Source organism: Endozoicomonas sp. ISHI1 (assembly GCF_024606225.1).
Taxonomy (GTDB): domain Bacteria; phylum Pseudomonadota; class Gammaproteobacteria; order Pseudomonadales; family Endozoicomonadaceae; genus Endozoicomonas_A.
Genome location: NZ_JAGRPU010000041.1, coordinates 12,508 through 33,897 on the forward strand (window position 1 = coordinate 12,508; position 21,390 = coordinate 33,897).

The following is a 21,390-nucleotide window of genomic DNA, read 5'->3' on the forward strand; positions in this document are numbered from 1 at the left end:
CAGTATGTATTGCTTTATACCGGTTTCTTTTGGGTGGCTATGAAGGGATCATCCACTATTTTCTGATATCAAAGTTCGTTGCGGGTATTCTTATCTTGATCAGGATCGGACTTCTCAATCTTTTGATCAGTCAGTACTATTTTCACGGTTGCGGTTTCAGGTGCTGCAGTCCTTGATCCGAAGAAAACACCCAGAGTGCAGGAGTAAGGAATACTATCTGCGTGGGAGAATGACCATTCAGGCACATTTTCCCTGAAGTATTTCTCCCAGCCATGCTCATACATCCTCATGGTGCGATCACGTCGTTCGCGGAACTGAAGATAATTCTCGTTCCGCGTCCAGCCATGCATCATGTCCTTTGCCTTAACACGCTTTGAATACTCTTCATCTGTTTCATTAAAGCGTTGTGGCGTGGCAATGGCAGTACGTTTCACATAGTTCGCTTCCGTTTCACCCACACCTCTCCAGCGGTTGATCTTGTCAAGACTTCGGCCCAGAGGTCCGCCCAGCCATTGGGTGAGCATTTTGTTGTCATTCATGAAGAAGTCGAAAGTAAGGCTCGACGCCAGAGCGAATCCGAAGGTTTGAGCGTAGGTAAACCCGGATACCAGACCGTGGGCGTACGCTCCGACAGTGGCTACCGGACCGAGCACAAGACCGGCTGTGGCGGAGGCCAGGGTTTTCACTTTTTCAGGTGTGATTCTGTGCAGCAGCGGTACCTGAACCCCTTGTCCGGTGGTCATGGATTTCACTATTTCGGGCACCAGGCGGAAAATGCTGCGATACATCCGGGGGTTGGCGTTGTGCTGCCTGGCGAACAGAAGCGAGCCGGTTTTCAGCAGTATGACCGAAGAAGCGGCCTTGCCCAATGGCATCAGCAGCCCACCCACTTCGGAGAGTTGTTCAATTTCACTGTGGAAACCGTACTGGCGCGTTCGGTCAAGATCATCACTATAGCGTTCCAACCAGTGCTGGAAAGGCGTGAGCATCCTGTGCGTGTAATCACCTCTGTTGGTCAGGTCCAGAAGATAGAGGAACGACATGTTTGACAGCGATAGCATGGTGGCATCCAGTACATTATGAGCCACCAGCAGAGGTTTGTAGCTGGAGAAGTACCAGGTGACAATCTGTGCCAGAGAGGCTGAAGGTTTGACCCAGTAATCATTGAGCTCTCGCTCAACCGCTGCGGCATGAGCCTGCATCAATGTGCTGTGGATGGCCTTGATCAGTTCTGATTCAGACACGCCGACAGCATTGGCATAAGGCGTCAGGGTATCTTGAACATGAGTCAGGAATGCTGCCGTCTTGCGGCCGTTTTCAAAGGCAATATCGTCAAGAACGTAGTTGGCGATGACCGCAGCGGCGTACTCCTTCATGCCGGCAACAGACTCTTTCATACCCGCTGGACCAGTGGCGGTCACAGTCACAGGAGTAAAGGTGCTCTGCATGAATTCCTCTACACCCTTGTCGGATAGCATCTGGACATTAGCCCTGAAGAGTGGCACATTGACGCCGTGTTTGTGGGCAAGGAAATGTTCAAATTCAGCCACTGTCTGATATCCATCGATTTCTCTGACGACCTTCATGTAGTTCTCAAGTTCAACCTTGCTGATCAGACCTTCATGCAGCAGAGTGATGATCCTGTTACCACTGGCAGAACGGGTAGCGAAGTATTCCGAGAAGCTCTTCAGATCCTTTGGTTCATAGTTGACGTGGTGAATGCCTGCTTTGCCCATGCCGCGAATTTCGTCGTCGTATTCTTGTGCCCCTGTCGCTAGTTCAAGCCTGGCCCTGCGCGTAAGAATCTGGATTTCTTTGAGGGCATTCCCGGGTTGATCTCCAACAGGCTCGGGAGAGGATTCAGGGAAGGTCGCCTTCAGGCTCCTGAAAACTTCCACAATCCGACTGGCCTGTTTAAAAGTCAGTTTGTCTCCGATCAGTGCCTGCATGCGAATCGCTGCAAATTCATCGTCAAAATTGAAAGTCTCAAGCAATGGTGTTATTCCACCGCTTTTTCTTGCCACTTCTGACAGGCCAATTGCGGCTTCAAGAGCTTGCTTTTTGAGAGAGTGCTGCTGCGTGAATTTGTGGATAGCCTGCAGAACTTTTGCCTGTTTCGGAGTGTACTGGAAGGGACCACCGTCACTTTCGACGGCTTCCTCTGCAGCCTTCAGGGCCTCTTTCATTCTCTGAATGCCTGCTTCCCTGGTTTCAATCTCAGCTTGCAGATCAGCCTGTTCCTGAATCAGTTGCCGGATCTTGCCGCCAGTACCATCATCACCGCCCAGTTGTACCTGTTTGTTTCTCAGGGCATTAACCCGGTGCTCATAGGTGTCCGAAGAGTCTGGTTGAAGCTCCACGGCTTCTTCAGTGGTTGCAAGAGTCCCTTTAAGACCTGCCAGAGCATTTTTCGCTTCTGCTACAGCTTGACTTTTATGCTCCAATTCTGACTTCAGCATAGCTATTTCGTTATTATGAAGGGCTTCAGCCTCCTCATCGATGTCCCCGGAAGGAGGATGCTCCTCTTTTTTCAGAGCCAGACTCTCTTTTACTTTAGTTTCTTCACGCTGTGCAAGAGTGACCTCCATACTTTTCCAGTCGTGCAAACGCAGGAAGTGGTTGACCTGACTGTATTTTTGCCTGGTTAAAGGCAGTTCACCCAATGCGTAACCGGCTTCGTCCTGGTCGTTAGTATTTGTATGGGATGTAATGGCAATAAAGAAATCATCTTCTTCCATTAATCCGACGTAACCATGTATCTGAAGGTTAAGATTTTTGATGGCAGCTTCCAGTTTCTCCAGGACTTCATCTCGTCTATCAGTGCCGTCTCCCCGCAGGAAGTGCCTGATGTCGTCTACTCGCTCTTCAGTGGTTTGTTCTTCGCCTGCAGGCAGGTCGTAATCGATCTGGATTTGTTTAATGGCTCGATTGAGAGTCTTTTCGTCTTCGTCCGTGACAGCAGGGTAGACATCGGTTCGACTCACATAGACCACTTGTTTGCGACGAATATTATTCAGCTTTCTATGAACCCCTGACAGCTCACTTTCGGCTTTTTTAATGACTCGTTTGGTCATGGCGACATCACGATCAAGGGCGAACCGGGGCTTAGGCCCCAGGCGAGCCATTTGCCTTTCCAGCTCATTTTCAATGGCTGCGATACGTTCATCAACCTCGGACTGACCCGCTTTGAACAGTTCTTCATTCAGATGTTCAAGTTTTGCCTTAATTAGACTGTTCTGTTCGTCTGTGCTGGCTAGACCTTTATAGTTCTCAATCTTCAGTTGATCAGCGATTATATTGTTTCTGATTCTTTTGAGATCTTCATCGTCATAGATTTCGTTGACTTGTTCCCTTATTAATTCCTGAATTTTGTTTCTTAGAGCCTGCTGCTGGTGGGACAGATTGGCACCGTCTGCAAACCCTATCTGTAAATCACTAGCCAGTTTAGCCAGAAAAATTTTTCTTTTTTCTTTGGTAGCAGGGTTTTCATGAGGGTAGATATTTAGCTCTTTCTCCAGAGCGGCAAGATAATTGGCCTGTTGTTCTCTGGCTTGCTGATCCGATTCTTCGACTAAAAATTTGAGACGATCGCGAATTCTGGAAAGTACGAAATCATCCCTCAGGAGGCCCGCGTTCAGATCTCTCTCCAGGTTCTTTTTAATATCTGGCCTCTCACTTTTCCACCAGATGAAGTTGTCCATGTTGCTCAGCTCGTAATTTGAGACATCACCGCTATCAAGCCTTGTAAGAATCCTTTCCAGCCTTGTTGCTTTGTTGTCAACTTCATTGCTTTTGATCTTGAGTATTGCTTCCAGAGTTTGCAGTGTGAACCGGGCCTCTTTCTCTGATTGCTGTCTGGCTTCTCTGATGTATAGACGAATGTCTTCAGAAATGACCTGACGTTGAAAATACACATCGTCCTTATTGCTGAAGTGACTCTTTCTCCCCATAGCTTTTCCCACGGCACTGAGTGTCCGAAGTACTTCAGGCATGGCTTTGGGGTGGCCTGGTGTGTTGATGTCTTTCAGTTCTTCTTCCAGTGCAGCATTCTTGAGAAGCGAGTTATAAACACTTGACTCCAGGGCATTGAGGTTTGCTGTCGCGATGCCTTCATTCTGCTCACCAGGATCAAGGCCAAGGATCGCTGCAAGAGCAGATATTCTGGCTTTGGTGTGAGAATTCTCTATATCCTGTTGTTCATATATTGTCTGAATTCTGCGATGCAGGATTTCTTTTTGGGCATCCGTTATCGCAAGTTTTTGATTCAGGATTTGTATTTGAACATTTATTGTCTTAATTTTTTCAAGCAGGCGTTCTTGCTGAGCGTCAATATCAGCTTTGCCATCAAAATTCGGAATGTTCAAGACTGCGGCAAGGGTTGCATAGCGGGCTCTGATTCCAGTGGCATCTTTCGTATCTTTTGTGATGCTCAGTTGCTGAAAACGTTTCTGATCCTCAGTTGCCCACTGCTTCAGGTGCTGCTGAATGGCCCGGCATCGGGCTTCCGGCTCCGTGTCGACATCCGGGACCAAACCGAGCTGACGTTGAATGTTATTCAGACGATTGCGGACTACAGCATCAATCAGCTCTGTCTGTTGAAGCATTTGCTCTTGCAGGCAGAGTTTAATGAACTCATAGCGGGCACCGAGATCGTTTTCATTGTCTGGAGTAATATCGATCTGCTTTTCAATGTCTGCCAATTTTGTTTTTACGGCTTCTTCCCGAGACTGTTCTATCGCGGCATCTGTTGCGGCATCTGTCGCGGCAACCGATCTTTTGATTTCATGAATGCCCTTTCTGATGAGTCTGGCTTGTTCTTCTGGTGGCTTGCTACCATCCCAGTTATCAATACCCAGTTCATTGGCCAGTTGGGTATTGTACTCATCTCTGATTTCTGCCAGGGAAGCACGAATGTCTTTTATCAGCGTTGGCATTCGAGTGACTTCCTGCTGAAATTTCGTTAGCCTCTTTTTTTCTTGTTCCAGCATTTTTTGAAGTTCAAGATGCTGCTGAATGGTCCGATGACGGGCCTTCAGGTCATCTTTGTTGAGCGGGACCAGACCGAGTTGACTTTCAACGATAGCCAGTCTGTGCGAGGCCTCCTCCTGATCGGTCGCTTCAGTCGTATGTTGCATATACTGTTGAATGGACTTACAGCGGGCACCCAGATCGTTTTCATCGACCGGAGTAATACCGAACTGGCCTTCAATGGCTGCCAGTTGTGCTTTCAGAGCTTCAGGACCAGGCTGTCCTGCTGCGGCCACTGATTGATTGATTTCATGAATTTTTTTTCTGATAAGCCTGATTTGTTCTTCCGGTGGCTGGGTATCATCCCAGTTATCAATACCAAGCATCTCTGCCAGTTGAGTCTTGTAGGCTATACTGGCTTCTTCCCTGACATCACGGATTTGTTGTTGCAGATACGGGATTCGTTCGACTTCATGCTGAAGTTTTTGTGACTGATCTTCCAGTTCTTTCACCACTTTACGAATCAGTGCGAGCTCATCCTCAGCGTGTTGCCTGAGTTGAAGTGCTCTGAGTTTTTGCTCTTCACTGGTAGTGACTGTCTCCGATATAAGCTTTAACTGGTTTTTAACCCGGATGAGTTCGCTTTTTGTTGCGAGGTGCTCTTGCAGCTGTCTTTCCCACTTAACTATTTTTCTGGCCATGTCCCTCACGACTTTGGCAGCAAACTGTTCGTCGTGGTTAAAAACATTGAGCTGTGATTCGTCGACAACGGGTACAAGACTCATAATACCCTTAACAAAATTCTGATTGATCAGAAGATCTCTAAGTGCAGGCTTGAAGCTGAAGTGTTTTGCGAGTTGAATCTGCAACCAGGTTGGCGTGATGACAGAGGAAGCGGCTCTGATGTGTTCCAGTGTGAATTCAAAGTTAGCTTCCTGAGCCGGGGTGGCACTGGTCAATGCCTGCTGGAGAAATTCGTAGTATGAAAGCGCACGCACAGCCAGTTTGTCTTCGTCTGTAAGCATCATCGGTTGATCTTTGTTAACTCCGGCATCGTACCGTGTAACAAACTCCTCCAGCAGTACCATCTGCCTGCTTCGAATGGCGTATTGATAGCCTTTGATATTGTCTTTTTGAATCCATGTTGTAGCAGGGGCGGGGGTATTACCCTCAGCTTCGACCCAGAGTTTATAGAGGTTTTCTACAAAAGCGATATCATCGGGATTTGGCTTCTGACCATGAAAAACAATAATCTCCCCCGGAGCTTTTGCTACTATCAGCTTTGGATAACCTGCAGGCACAGGATAAAGCGCTGTCTCGTCCTCTGCGTATGCAACATGGCCGACGGGTTTGCTGTGTGCCGACCGTTCATTAACAACTTGCTGTTGTAAGTCCCCGGCGACAACGTAGCCGATGGGTTTGCAGTGTGCCAACAGTTCGTCAAGAGCCTGCTGTTGTAAATCCTCTCCAAGAAGATGAACCTGGATATAGGCAGAGGTGGCTGCCGCCAGAAGTGCCTCATCATTGACAAAGAGTGATTGACCCAGTTGCTGCAGTTCAGGGGGCTGATCGCCCGAAGCGATAAGACGCATGAAGGTACGCCCATTCACGGCAACTTTTTCAACTTCAATGGTGGCAAGGGGAACATAGTGATCGTCTGCGCCGAGGCTTCCTGCCAGGGTAGCGACAATGTCCAGCACGTCAGCCAGTTCTCCGGGTCCGGCGATTTTCGTCATCGGTTCTAATGACAGAATGCCACTTGATTGACCACGAACAACCCTGACTACGTCCTTATCAGTCATTCCGCCTCTGACTTCAATGACCAGTTTCTTTTCTGCAAGGTTATGAGTGAACCTGAAGACACCCTCATCGCCCACGTACAGGTCTTTGGTGTATTTCTGAGCAACGCCATTCTTGTCTGTTTCAAACTGATCAACACTGGAAACGGCACCGTCAATACCATAAAGAATTTCTGTAAAGCTCAAGGGAAGGGTAGAGTCCTCATTTTTCAGAGGCCGATAATTGTAGGTGGTTGTAAAGGATTTAGGTATTGGCTGCTCGTCAAGATCTAAAGTTGGCCGAACCATGACCTCACTCTGGGTAAACTCCGCATGTCCATTGTCCAGAATATCAGCAGATTTTGTCTGCAGCTTGCGAGCGGCCAGTGCCTGTGTACTTAGGATGGAAGAGCTGATGGCAATGGCCACTGCAAGGCTCAATGCATTAGGACGAGCATTTCTCATTCTATTACCTCAGAGTTGAGCACTTTTATTAACGTGGAAGTTGATTGCCACACCGGGCGAAGAAGCGACTTTTAACTGTTCATGGCTGTTAATCGCCCATGGTTGCTCCGGTAGGCTGCCGAGTGAATTTAGTTCACGGTGGCAAAACCGGTAAGCTATTGAGCGAATTTAATGAACAGTGGCAAAGTTCAGTGCCAATAAAATATAGACCCGGTGGCTCTGCTATTACCGCTGTTCTGCCATTCGTAGAAGGTACCCAGAGTGTAAGAGTAAGGAATACTGTCTGCGTGGGAGAATGACCATTTAGGTACATTGTCCCTGAAGTATTTTTCCCAGCCATGCTCATACATCTTCATGGTGCGATCACGTCGTTCACGGAACTGAAGATAATTTTCCTTACGCATCCAGCCATGTGTCATGTTGTTTGTTTTAACACGGTTGTCATACTCTTCATCCGTTTCATTGAAGTGCTGAGGCGTGGCAATGGCAGTGCGTTTCACATACTCAGATTCCGTTTCACCTACGCCTCTCCAGCGATTAAGTTTGTCAAGACTCCGGCCCAGAGGTCCGCCCAGCCACTGAGTGAGGATCTTGTTGTCGTTCATAAAAAAGTCGAAACCGAGACTCGACACCAGGGCGAATCCGAAGGTTTGCGCATAGGTAAACCCGGATACCAGACCGTGGGCGTACGTTCCGGCCGTGGCTACCGGACCCAGCACGAGACCGGCTGTGGCCGAGGCCAGGGTTTTCACTTTTTCTGGTGTGATCCTGTGCAGCAGTGGTACCTGAACTCCTTGCCCGGTAGCCATGGATTTCAACATTTCGGGAACCAGACGGGAAATACTGTGATACATATGCGGGTTGGCGTTGTATTGTCGGGCAAACAGCATGGAGCCGGTTCTCAGCAGAATGGCTGAGGAAGCGGCCTTGCCTAATGGCATTGCCAGCCCACCCACTTCAGAGATTTTTTCAATGCCACTGTGGTAGGCATATTGGCGGGTTCGGTCAGGATCAACACTGTAGCGTTCCAGCCAGTGCTGGAAGGGTGTGAGCATCCTGTGCGTGTAATCGCCCCTGTTGGTCAGGTCCAGAAGGTAGAGGAACGCCATGTTTGAGAGGGACTGACTGACAGCCTCCAGAGCGGTCCGGGTCACCAGTAAAGGTTTGTAGCTGGAGAAGTACCAGGTGACCGCCTGTGCCAGAAAGGCTGAAGGTTTAACCCAGTAGTCATTGAGCTGTCGCTCAACCGCTGCGGCATGAGCCTGCATCAATGTGTCATGGATAATCTTGATCAGGGCTGTTTCAGGCATGCCAGCAGCATTGGCATAAGGTGTCAGGGTATCCTGAACATTGGTCAGGAATGCTGCCGTCCTGCGGCCGTTATCAAAGGCAATATCGTCAAGAACGTAGTTGGCGATGACCGCAGCAGCGTACTCTTTCATGCCGGCAACAGACTCTTTCATACCTGCCGGGCTGGTGGCGGTCATGGTCACAGGAGTAAAGGCATTCTGAATAAATTCCTCAAAACCCTTGTCGGACAGCATCCGGACAACCTTCCTGAACTCAGGCACCCTGACGCCCTGTTTATAACCCAGGAAGTGCTCAAATTCATCCACTGTCTGATATCCGTCGACACCTCTGACGGCCTTCATGTAGTTTTCAAGTTCAAACTTGCTGATCAGACCTTCACGCAGCAGAGCGACGATCCTGTTGCCACTGGCAGAATAGGTAGCGAAATATTCCGAGAAGCTCTTCAGGTCCCCCGGTTCATGCTCGACGAAGTGAATAGCGGCTTCGCCCATGCCGAGGATTTCATCGTCGTATTGTTGTGGCCCGCTTTTAATGTGAGTTCTTGCCCTGTCCGCCAGCTTCTGGACTGCTTCCAAAGGATTCTGAGACTGATCTTCCAGAGGCTCAAACGTGAATTGCATTGTCTTCAGATTCTTGAAGACTTCCACCATCCGACTGGCCTGATTAAACGTCAGATCGTCCCCAACCTCTGCCTGTAAGCGAATCGGTGCAAATTCATCGTCCAAGTCAAAAGCCAGTAGATTGGGTATTGGCTTACCGCTCAGTTCTGCTGACTTTGCCAGACCAATGACAGCTTCCAGAGCCTGTTTCTTGAGAGGATGCGCCCGTATGAAGGCGTGCAAATCGGCCAGTATTTTTACCTGTTTCGGCGTGTACTGGAAGGGACCACCCTCGTTTTCAACGGCATACTCTGCAGCCCTCAGAGCTTCCCTTAATATCTCTAATTCCGCTTTTTTGCCTTCTACTTCACTTTTTAGACTTTTCTTTTTTTGGGTCAGTTGCAGGATCTTGCCGCCAGTGCCATCGTTCCCACCCAGTTGTAACTGTTTGTTTTTCACGGCTTCCACCCGGTCAGCAAAGCGGGCAGCAGGGTCTGGCTTATGACCTATGTCGTCTTCAATGGCTGCAAGATTCGCTTCATGGGCCTTCAGAGCTTCTTGTGCTTTTGATGTTTTTGCTTTTTTCTGTCTCAGGACTAAATCCAGCACTTCTCTATCTTGCTCAAGTTTGGTTTTGGTTTTCGGATCGATGCCTTTGGAGTGCTCTATCGCCTGATTTTTACTGTTCAGCTCCAGTTGTGTTTGCTTTTGTTCATCTTGTGCATAGGCCAATGCCATTTCTCTCGCCTCGTGCTCATGCAGGAATTTCGTGATCTGAGTGTACTTTTTCCTGGTTTCGGGCAGTTCACCCAATGCTTCATCGCCTTCATTTCGATCATGGGAGGCTGCATATTCTCTGATGGCATTAATGTAATTGCCTACATTTAAATGGTTATCACGGTCAAACTCAAAAGGGATTTTCGTAACACTAACGGTAGTCCACAGCTGTTGAATGACGCCAACTTCGCTTTGTGAATAGTATTTGCTTTTCTGAAAATAACGTTCGATGTCGTTTAATAAGTCTTCAAGGATTTGATTATCAGCCTGACTCAGGCCCAACCTGGCATGAATGTGTTTGATTGCCCCATTGAGAGCCTTAATGATTTTATCCCTGTCGGGGGGGACGTCAGCAGACTCTGCTAATACCACTTGTTTAAGATGAATAGCATCCAGTTTGCGATGAAGTTCCTCCAGTTCCTTTTCAGCTTCTTCTGTGTCTTCTCTGGCTCTGGCTAGCTCACGATCAAGAACGTATCGGGGTTTAGGTCCCAGGCGAGCCATTTGCCTGTCAAGCTCATTCTCAATGGCTGCAATACGCTCTTCAACCATAGGCTGACACGCTTTAAAAACGGCTATATACCGCTGTTCGAGTGTTTCTTTAATGAGATTGATCTGATCATCTGCAGGGGCATCCTCTTTATAGTCCAGAATGACAAGGCGCAATGCCATTTCATTATTTCTTTCTCTTATGATGCCTTCATCATCATAGGGTTTGCTCAGTTCGGAATTTAATGTCCGAAATCCGGCTCTTAGAACAACCCTCTGTTCATTCAGGCTGGCATCTTTTTCAAATTCTATTTTCAGATCATCGGCCAGTTTAGCAACCAGGTCTCTGGCTCTTTCCTTGGCAGCAATGTTTTCCCTCTTGTCGATAAGCAGCGCGTCCTCTACAGCTATAAGCATCTGTTCCTGTTGTCTTGTGATTCGAAAATCCTCGTCTTCGACATAGAGGCTCAGGCGCCAGTGAAGCCTGTCAAGTTTAACTTTTCTTTTTTCGTATTCAGTGGTGAAGTCTTCTTCCCAGAGTGCATTATTTATATCATCCAGCATTTTTTCGGTGACATCATCGCTGTCAAGTCTGGTAAGAATCCTGTCAAGTCGTTTTGCCTTGTCATCTCCTTCATTGACTTCGATTTTGAGCATTGCTTCTACGGTTTTCAGCAGATTCTGCGTCTCTTCCTGAGCCTTCTGTCTGGCTTCTGTGATGGCTGTCTGCATCCTCCCGGAAATGGCCTGACGACGGTAATACTCATCGTCTTCGCTGTCGGGATCACCCATTTCCAGTGCTTCTTCGACGACACTTAGTTTATCAAGTACTTCGGGCCTGGTTATGGGGTGCCCCGGTGTTCTGATGTCTTCCAGTTCTTCTTCCATACTGGCAAGCTTGTTTACATTCTCATGTATTGCTTCTATCAGTGTGATCTGATCCCCCAATGTGCTGTCTTCAGGCTGTTTCTTACCATAAAGCACTGCCAAAGCATTTCGCATGAGTTTGTCGTAAGTTATGTCAATATCGCTTTGAGCATTCAGTTCCTGAACTCTCTGAAGGATCCGTTCTTGATGAACGTCCAATGTTTCGCGTTGAGCATTCAGTTTCTGAATGCTCTGAATCAGAAGTTTTTGTTGAGTCTCAATATCTGCACCGCGATCAAAATCCTTGATGTTTAAATGCGCGGCAATGGTTGCAGCTATTTTTTGAGCTTCTGTTCCGGTGCTCTGTTGCTGAAGATATTCCTGATCGACCTCGGCTACCTGCTTGATTTCCTGAGTTTTCAGGCTGATGAGCCTGGCTTGCTCTTCCAGTGGCTGGGTATCATCCCAGTTATCAATTCCAAGCTCTGCTGCCATTTGGATGTTGCGAGCTATTTTGGCACCTGCTCTGGCATCACGAACGGGTTGTTCCAGCTTTGGAATTTGTTCGACTTCCTGCTGAAGTTTCTGTAACCGGTTTTGCTGTTTTTCTTGCTCTTGTTGATTCGCCAGTTGGTGCTGAAAGGCCTCAAGTTGCTGCTGTATATTGTATTGCTGGACATCGTAGTCCAAAATAGTGAGGCAAAGGGCTCGCAGTTGATTTTCACTAACCGGGGGCGGAACGGGCCGATCTCCAATGATAGCGGACAGTTCGTGGTAGGGCTTAAAGGCTAGTTCTGCCCTTAGTTGCACAAGCTGTTGAATGGACTCAATGCGGGCAACCCGATCATTTTCATCGATCGGAGTAATACCGAAATGGCCTTCAATGGCTGCCAATTTTGTATTCAGAGCCTCATCGGACTGTCCTTTTGCGGGCTCTGTTGCAGACACCGCTCTGTAGATTTCATTCGTTTTTTTTCTGATGATTCTGGCTTGTTCTGCCAGTGGCTGGGTATCATCCCAGTTGTCAATACCAAGCTCCGCCGCCATTTGAATGTTGCGAGCTATTGTGGCATCTGCTCTGGCATCAAGAACTTGTTGTTCCAGCCTTGGAATGCCTTCGACTTCCTGCTGAAGTTTATGTGACAGCTGTTGCAGTCCTGCCATCACTTTAAGAGTCTGTAGAAACTCATTCTCAACTCGTTGCCTGAGCTGAAGTGATCTGTATATTTTCTGGTGACTATCAACAATTGTCTCCGTTAAGAGTTTCATCTCCTTTCTGAGCTGGACGAGTTTGAGTTCTGTTGTCTGTTGCTGCTCTTTCAGCTCGCTTTCTATCTCAATCAGCTGTCCGGCCATGTCGCCCGTGACTTTGGAAGCAAACTTTTTGTTCTCCCCAAGAGCATCGATCTGCGCTTCGTTGATACCGCTTAGAACGGCTACCACTTGCTGAATATTCTGAATAAAGAGCTGACTGGTCAGAAAATTTTTAATGACGGGTTTGAAACCGAAGTATTTTACCAGTTGAGAATGCATCCAGGTTGGCGTGGCAACTGATAAAGCCAATCTGATGTGTGCTGTTGTGAATTCAAATTCATCGGCTTTGTCTGGAGTAGCGCTGGTTAATGCCTGCTGGATAGATTCATAGTATGTCAGCGTAATCAGTTTAGCTTTGCTAAGTAGAGCATCTTGCTGTACAGCTAACTCCTCCAGCAGTTCCATTTGCCTGTTTCGAATGACGTACTGGTAGCCTTTGACCTTATCTTTTTTTACCTGTGTGGTTGTTGAAGGAATGGGGTTATTAGCGAAATCTTTTACCAGGAGTTTATAGAGGCCTTCCACAAAAGCGAGGTCGGTCGGATTCTGTTTCAGATGATGGAAAACAATAGCTTCTCCCGTAGCCCCGGTCACTTCCAGTTTTGGATAACCCGCAGGCACAGGATAAGTCTGTGTCTCACCCTCGATGTGTTCAACATAGCTGACAGGTTTATAGTATGACAACAGATCATTCAGGGCTTTCTGTTGTAAACCTTCCTCCAGAACATGAACCTGGGTGTAGGCAGAGGTGGCTGCTGCCAAAAGCACTTCATCATTGATGAAGAGCGATTGACCCAGACGTTGCAGTTCAGGAGTCTGATCGCCTGTAGTCATAAGAAGCATAAAGGTGCGCCCGTTCACTTCAATTTTGTCTACTTTAATGGTGGCAAGGGCGACATAGCGATCAACTTCGCCAAGGCTTCCTGCTCTTTCATTGGCTCCTTTCAGTACTCCGACCAGCCGTTTGGGGCTGGCGATTTTCGTTAACGGTTCCAATGGTTCGATGTCACCTGATTGATGACGAACAGCCTTTATTGAATCCTGACTCGTCATTCCTTCTCTGACTTCAATGACCAGTTTCTTTTCTGCAAGGTTATGGGTGAATCTGAAGACTCCCTCATTACCGACCTTGAGGACTTTGGTGTACTTCTGAGCAACATCATTCTCGTCTGTTTCAAACAGATCAACACTGGAAACGCCAACACCGATGCCAGAAAGCGCGTCTGTGAAGCCTTCAGAAGGAACGTGATAGTCTGCTCTGACTTGAGTCTGGTCAGGGTAGGTGGTGGTAATGGATTTGGGTATTGGCTGCAGATCATCACCTAAAGTTGGCTGAACTATGATCTCGCTCTGGGTAAACTCCACATGTCCATTGACCGGAATATCGACAGATTTTGTCTCCAGCCTGAAACCGGCCAGTGCCTCTGTACTAATGATGGAAGTGCTGATGGCAATAGCCACTGCAAGGCTTATGGCATTGGGGCGGGCATGTGTCATTCTGTTACCTTGGAGCTGAGTACTTTTATTACCGTGCACAGTGATTGCCATAGCAGGCGAGGAAGCGACTTCTATTCGCTCATGGCTGTTAATTGCTTATGGCTGTTCCGGTAAGCTGTTGAGTGAATTTAGTTCACAGTGGCAAAAGTTCAACGCCAGTAACATTGAGTTTTTTTTCAGGGAAGGCTTTCCTTCGGTGCTGCAATTCCTGACTCGAAGAATGCACCCAGGGTGTAAGAATAAGGAATACTTTCTGCGTGGGAGAAAGACCATTCAGGCACATTGTCCCTGAAGTATTTCTCCCAGCCTCTCTCGTACATTTTCATGGTGCGATCACGTCGTTCACGGAACTGAAGAAAATTCTCGTTCCTTGTCCAGCCGTGCATCATTTTGTTTGCCTTAACACGATTGGCATACCCTTCATCCGTTTCATTGAAGCGCTGAGGCGTGGCAATGGCAGTACGCTTCACATAGTCCGCTTCCGTTTCACCTGCACCTCTCCAGCGGTTGATCTTGTCGAGACTGCGGCCCAGAGGTCCGCCCAGCCATTGAGTGAGCATCTTGTTGTTGTTCATGAAAAAGTCGAAACTGAGACTCGACGCCAGAGCAAATCCGAAGGTTTGAGCGTAGGTAAACCCGGATACCAGACCGTAGGCGTATGCTCCGGCCGTGGCTACCGGACCCAGCACCAGACCGGCTGTGGCAGAGGCCAGGATTTTCACTTTTTCTGATGTGATCCTGTGCAGCAGTGGCACCTGAACCCCTTGTCTGGAAGCCATGGATTGCAACATGTCGGGAACCAGGCGGAAAATGCTGCGATACATCCGGGGATTGGCGTTGTATTGTCTGGCAAACAGCAGAGAGCCGGTTTTCAGCAGAATGACTGAGGAAGCTGCCTTGCCCAATGGCATGACCAGCCCGCCCACTTCAGAGATTTTTTCAATGCCGGTGTGGTAGGCATATTGCCCGGTTCGGTCAGGATCAACACCATAGCGCCCCAGCCAGTGCCGGAAAGGTGTGGGCATCCTGTGCGTGTAATCGCCCCGGTTGGTCAGGTCCAGAAGATAGAGGAATGCTATGTTTGAGAGGGACAGTCTGGCAGCCTCCGTGGCGGTCTGGGTCACCAGTAGAGGTTTGTAGCTGGAGTAGTACCAGGTGACTCCCTGTAACAGGAAGGCTGAAGGTTTGACCCAGTAGTCATTCAGCTGTCGCTCAACCGCTGCGGCATGAGTCTGCATTAATGTGTCATGGATAGCCTTGATCAGTTCTGATTCAGATACGCCAGCTGCATTGGCATAAGGTGTCAGGGTATCCTCAATATTGGCCAGGAATGCTGTCGTCCTGCGGCCATTTTCAAAGGCAATATCGTCAAGCACGTAGTTGGCGATGACCGCAGCTGCGTACTCTTTCATACCGGCAACAGACACTTTCATGCCCGCCGGGCCAGTGATCACGGGCACAGGCGCAAAGGCACTCTGCATGAATTCTTCAACACCTGTGTCGGACAGCATCTGGACAACCTTCCTGAACTCAGGCACCCTGACGCCCTGTTTATAACCAAGGAAGTGCTCAAATTCATCCACTGTCTGATATCCGTCGACACCTCTGACGGCCTTCATGTAGTGCTCAATCTCAGTCTTGCTGATCAGGCCTTCACGCATCAGGGCGATAATCTTGTGACCACTGGCAAAATGGGTAGTGACGAATTCCGAAAAACTTTTCAGGTCCTCTGGTTCATGCTCGACGTAATGAGTGGCTGTTTTGCCCATGCCGTAAATGACCTCATCGTATTCCTGAGCCCCATTTTGCAGCTGATTCCTGGCTCTGAAAACCAGCCTCTGGACTTTAGCCAGAACATTCAGAGGTTGACCTTCCACAGGCTCGGAAGAGGGGAGCGGGAAGATCGTTTTCAGGCGTTTGAAGACTTTTACAATCCGGTTGGCCTGATCAAACGTCAGACTTTCTCCGACCAGTGTCCGCAGTCGGACCGGTGCAAGTTCATCGTCAAAATCGAAGGTCGTGAAGCAGGGCATTGCCTTACCGCTTTCTACAGCTAATTCTGCAAGACCCATTGCAGCTTCCAGAGCTTGTTTCTTGAGAGAGTGCTGCTGCATGAAGTCGCGTATATCGGTCAGAACTTTGACCTGTCTCGGCGTGAACTGAAAGGGACCACCGTCATTTTCGACGGATTTTTCTGCAGCCTTCCGGAGTTCCTTCATTCTCTCAATGTCTGCTTTCCTGGTTTCAATCTCACTTTCCAAGCGAGCCTGTTCCTGAGTCAGTCGCCCGATGTCGCCACCAGTAGCATCATTGCCGCCCAATTGTAGTTGCCTGTTTCGCAGGGCATTAACCCGATGTTCATAGTTGTCAGCAGGGGCGGGTTTAATACCCACGGCTTTTTCAGTGGCTCCAATAAGCGCTTGATAATCTGCCAGATCTTGTTTTGCATTGGATACAGCTTCTCTTTTATGCCTCAGGGCTAAAAACAGCTCAGTTATTTGTCCTGGTAAGGGTTCAGCCAAATCATCGATGGTACTAAAAATATTCTCATGTATTTTACAAATCAGAGCCGCTTCTGCGAGATCCTCATCAGCCATTGCACAGGTTAAATCTATACTTTTCATGTCGTGCTCATGCAGAAATTCCGTGACCTGAGCGTACTTTTTTCTGGTTAAAGGCAGCTCACCCAGTGCTTCATCGAATTCGTCCTGTCCCTGACGATCTTTAAAGGCTGCATTGGAAATAAAATAATCAGCTTCTTCCTCTGTACCGAGGTCATCCCCCTGGATGTTAAGACCTGCTCTGGCTCTCAGTTTTTCATGGCCTTTGCCACGAAGAGTATTCAACTGGTGATGAACACTTGCCAGCTCACTTTCAGCTTCTGCTACTACTCGTCTGGCCCTGGCTACCTCACGATCAAGTACGTATCGGGGTTTTGGCCCCAGCCGGGCCACTTGCCTGTCAAGCTCATTCTCAATGACTGCGATGCGCTCGTTAATGTCAGGCTGACCCGCATTAAAAACTTCTTCATCCAGCGCCTGGAGTTTTTTTTCAATCAGACTGTTCTGGTCGTCGATAGTGGCATCGTCTTTATAGTCCCCAATGTTGAGTTGATGAGCCATTTCATTGTTCCAGGCTCTTCTGGCAACTTCTTCATCACAGTCTTTGCTCACTTCGTCCAGTAACTCACTGATTTTGACTCTTAGGGCATACTTCCGGTCAGGCAGGGTGGCATCCTTCTCAAACGCTACCTGCAGCTTACTGGCCAGCTCAGCAGTGAACGCCATGCTTCTTTCTCTGGCTGCAACGTTTTCATGAGGATATATCCTGAGCTTGTCTTCTATAGCTGCAAGATAACCTGTCTGTTTTTCACTGGCTTGCTCATCGACCTCTTCGACTTTATAGGTGAGGCGCCTGCGAAGTATACTGAGCCATTCCGGGCTCCCTTTTTTCGGATAAGAAAGGGTAATATCTGTAAGAGGGCTCTCGGGTTTGAGACTCTTCATGTACTCAAGTCTGCGGTTTTCTTGTGTGACAATATTATATATCTTGTCCAGCATGTACTCCGGGACATCATCAGCATCAAGCCTTGTACGAACCCTGGCAAGTCTTGCTGCTTTGTTATCACCTCTATTGATTTTAATGTTGAACACCTGTTCTGTGGCTGACAGTATTTCCAGGGCCTCTTCCTCTGCCCGCTCACTGGCTTTTGTGATGAATGCCTGCATGCTGTCAGAAATATCCTCGCGACGGAGATACACACCATCGTTTTCATCAACGTCACTCATCTCAAGGGCTTTTTCTACGGCACTCAGTGTCTCAAGAACTTCAGGCATGGCTTTGGGGTGGCCTGGTGTTTGGATGTCATGCAGTTGTTTTTCCAGCTCTTTAAGTTTGAAGAGCTTGGCATGTACTGTTGACTCCAGGGTGTCGCGGTCTTCCAGTGTGGTGTCTTCACTCAGCTTGATATCAAGAATCGCCGCCACAGCATTTTTCCTGAGCCTGGTGTAAGAATGCTCCATATCGCGTTGTTTGCGCATTTTATAAAGTTTTTGACGCAGACGTTGCCCCTGGGCATTTATTTTCTTAAGTTTTTTAATCAGGCGTTCTTGTTGGGCGTCAATATCTGCATTGCTATCAAAGTTCTGAATGTTTAAATGCGCGGCAATGGTTGCATAGCGGGCTTTGATATCAGGTTCATTTTTAGCATCTGTTCTGGTGCTCTGTTGCTGAAGATATTGCTGATCGATCTGCACTTCCCGCAACTTAAGGTGCTGCTGAATGTTCTGGCAACGGACTTCCGGGTTCTTTTCATTATCCGGAACCAGACCAGACTGACCTTCAGTGTTAGCCAGAATATTCTGCATTAACCGATCGGTTAGTTCTGCCTTTTGTTGCAGGTGGTGTTGAATGTTTCGACAGCAGGTATCCAGTTTGTTTTCATTGACAGGAGTAATACCCTGCTTGCTGACAGTGGCCGCCAGTTTTTCTTTTAAAGCTTCTTCCCCGGGTTGTCCTGATCTGGTAATCGATGTTGCGGTAACTGGTGTTGCGGTAACTGGTGTTGCGGTAACTGGCGTTGCGGAAATCGATGTTGCTGCTATCGCTTCACGAACTTCTTTTTTCAGAATGGGAGTACGATCGACTTCTTTCTGAAGGTTCTGTATCCAGTGACTCCGTTCTGCCAGTTCTTTTTCGATCTGAGCGTCCTGTGTCCTAATGTGTTGCTGAATGGTCCGGCAACGCATCCCCGGGTCTTTTTCGTCAACCGGGACCAGACCAAGCTGACCTTCAATGTACGCCAGATTATTCTGGATTATTCGATCGCTCGCGTCTTCCGTGATTATACCGAACCGATAATCAATTAAAGCCATATTATTCTGGATTAACCGATCGGTTAGTTCTTCCTTTTGTTGCAGGTGCCGTTTAATGGGCTGAAGGATATCCGGGTCGCCTTCATTGATCGACGTAATATCGCGCTTGCCGCCAATGGCCGCTGGTTTTGCTTTTACAGCTTCTTCAACTGGCTGTCCGGTTGCGGCAACCAGTTGTTTGATTTCATGTCTAATGAGACTGGCTTGTTCTTCGGGTGGCTGGGTATCATCCCAGTCATCAATACCAAGCTCTGCTGCTATTTGAGTGTTGCGAACTTTTGTAGCATCTGCTCTGGCATCACGAAATTGTTGTTCCAGCTCTGAAATTCGTTTGACTGCCTGCTCTTGTAGATGCTGAGCTGGCGGATAAACGACCTCAGGCGCATGCGGCTTAAAGAGCTGCAGAATGGCTTTGTGTCGGGCTTCCAGGTCATTTTCGTTGTTCGGAATCAGACCGAGTTGATTTTCAATGCTGGCCAGTCGGATCTCCTCTGCGATGGGGTCTGCCTTTTGTTGCAGAGGCTTTCCTTTTGCAATAATTGTTGCGACCGTCATCTGGTGAATTTGATGAATTTTTTTTTCGATATGTCTGAGTTGTTCTCCGAGTGGCTGGGTATCATCCCAGTCAACAATACCAAGGTTTGCTGCCCGTTGAGTGTTGTAAGCTTTTCTGGACTCTTCTCTGGCGTCACTCATTGGTTGCAACTTTGGAATTCTTTTTACTTCCTGCTTTAGCTTCTCCAGCTGGTTTTGCATTCTTACAATTACTATTCGAGTGTTTGCAAGTTGATTCTCATATTCTTGACAGAACAAAAGTGCTATCGGATTTTCCTTTTCACTGCAATTAGCTTCCTCCGAAGTGAGTTTTAACAGGTTTCTGAGCTGGATGAGTTCTCTTTCATTTGCCTCCTGCGCTATCAGTTGAGTTTCTACTTCAATCAGCTTTCTGGAGGTCTCTCTCATAACGTTGGAAATAAACGCTTCGTCATGCTCAGACGTTTTGGCCTTCGTTTGGCTAGTATCACTCATCGAGAGTATCACTGGCTGAATGTTCTTAATAAAGATCGGGTTAGCCAGAAGATTTCTAAGTACGGGTTTGAAGCTGAAGTGTTTTTCGAGTTGATTATGAAACAAGGTTGGTGTGAAGAACGACGAAGCGACCCTGATGTGCCCTATTGTGAAATCAAATTCATCTGCTTGATCTGAACTGGCAATGGTCAGTGCCTGCTGGATAGATTCATAGTCTGCAAGCGCACTCAGTTCTAATGTGCCAAGACCAGCACCGCGGCAACAATCCAACCGTTCAGCAAACCCCTCCAGTAGCGCCATCTGCCTGCTTCGAATGACATACTGGTAGCTTTTGACCTTGTCTTTTTTTACCTGTGCTACGGCGGGAGTGGGGTTATTAGGGTTATTTTCTTCCTGGAAGCTGTTGAGGCGTTCCACAAAAGCGATGTCGGTCGGGTTCTGTTTCTGACCGCGGAAAACAATAATTTCCCCCCGGGCCTCAGTTACTTCCAGTTTTGGATAACCAACAGGCATTGGATAAGCCTGTCTTTCATCTCTAACGTGTACAACATAGCCGACGGGCTGATGGTATGACAAGAGATCATTCAGAGCTTGCTGTTGTAAATCTTCCCCCAGAACATGAACCTGGGTGTAAGCAGAGGTGGCTGCTGCAAGTAAAACTTCATCGTTGACAAAGAGCGATTGACCCAGACGCCTCAATTCAGGAGGCTGATCACCGGAAGCGATAAGACGCATGAAAGTGCGCCCTCTTACTTCAACTTCGTCTACTTCAATGGTGGCAAGGACAACGTAGTTATCAGCTTCGCCCAGGTTTCCTGCTCTTTCATGCGCACCTTTCAGCACTCCGGCCAGATGTTCGGGATTGGCGATTTTTGTTAGCGGTTCTAAGGGTTGTACATCACCTGACTGAGCTCGAACAGCCGCAATTGAATTCTGATGGATCATTCCGTCTCTGACTTCAATGACCAGCACCTTTTCTGCAAGGTTCTGGGTGAACTTGAATACCCCCTCATTACCGACCTTCAGGACTTTGGTGTACTTCCTGGCAACGTCATCCTTGCTTGTTTCAAACTGATCAACCATGGAAACGCCGCCCCCGATGCCAGAAAGAACGTCTGTGAAGCCTTCAGAAGGAACGTCGTAACCCGCATTGACTTCAGTCTGATCAGGGTAGGTAGTTGTAATGGATTTGGGTATTGGCTGCTGGTTATCACCCAAAGTTGGCTGAACCACAACCTCACTCAGGATATACACCGCCTGTCCATTGCTCTGAATATCGACAGACTTTGTCAGCAGCCTGCGATCGGCCAGTACCTGTGTGACAGTGATGGAAGAGCTGATGGCTACGGCCACTGCAAGACTTAATGCATTGGGGCGGGCACATGTCATTCTATTACCTCAGAGCTGAGTACTTTTGTCACT

At 48.0% G+C, this 21,390-nt stretch carries 3 protein-coding genes; all 3 read right to left on the bottom strand.

Features of this window, described 5'->3' with window-relative positions; genetic code table 11:
* Positions 1–68: 68 nt before the first annotated feature.
* The 3 genes from KBW69_RS19595 to KBW69_RS19605 all read right to left on the bottom strand — a co-directional run bounded on the left by KBW69_RS19595 (position 69) and on the right by KBW69_RS19605 (position 21,357).
* Complete coding sequence (locus KBW69_RS19595; protein WP_257281956.1) at positions 69–7,211, bottom strand: hypothetical protein; 7,143 nt, start codon at positions 7,209–7,211, stop codon at positions 69–71.
* 188 nt (positions 7,212–7,399) lie between these two features.
* The gene (locus tag KBW69_RS19600) at positions 7,400–14,065 is read right to left on the bottom strand and encodes a hypothetical protein (protein ID WP_257281957.1); all 6,666 of its coding nucleotides are present in this window, start codon (positions 14,063–14,065) and stop codon (positions 7,400–7,402) included.
* A 176-nt stretch (positions 14,066–14,241) separates the two neighbouring features.
* Entirely contained in the window at positions 14,242–21,357 is a 7,116-nt protein-coding gene (locus KBW69_RS19605) for a hypothetical protein (RefSeq protein ID WP_257281958.1), read from the bottom strand.
* Positions 21,358–21,390 lie beyond the last annotated feature (33 nt).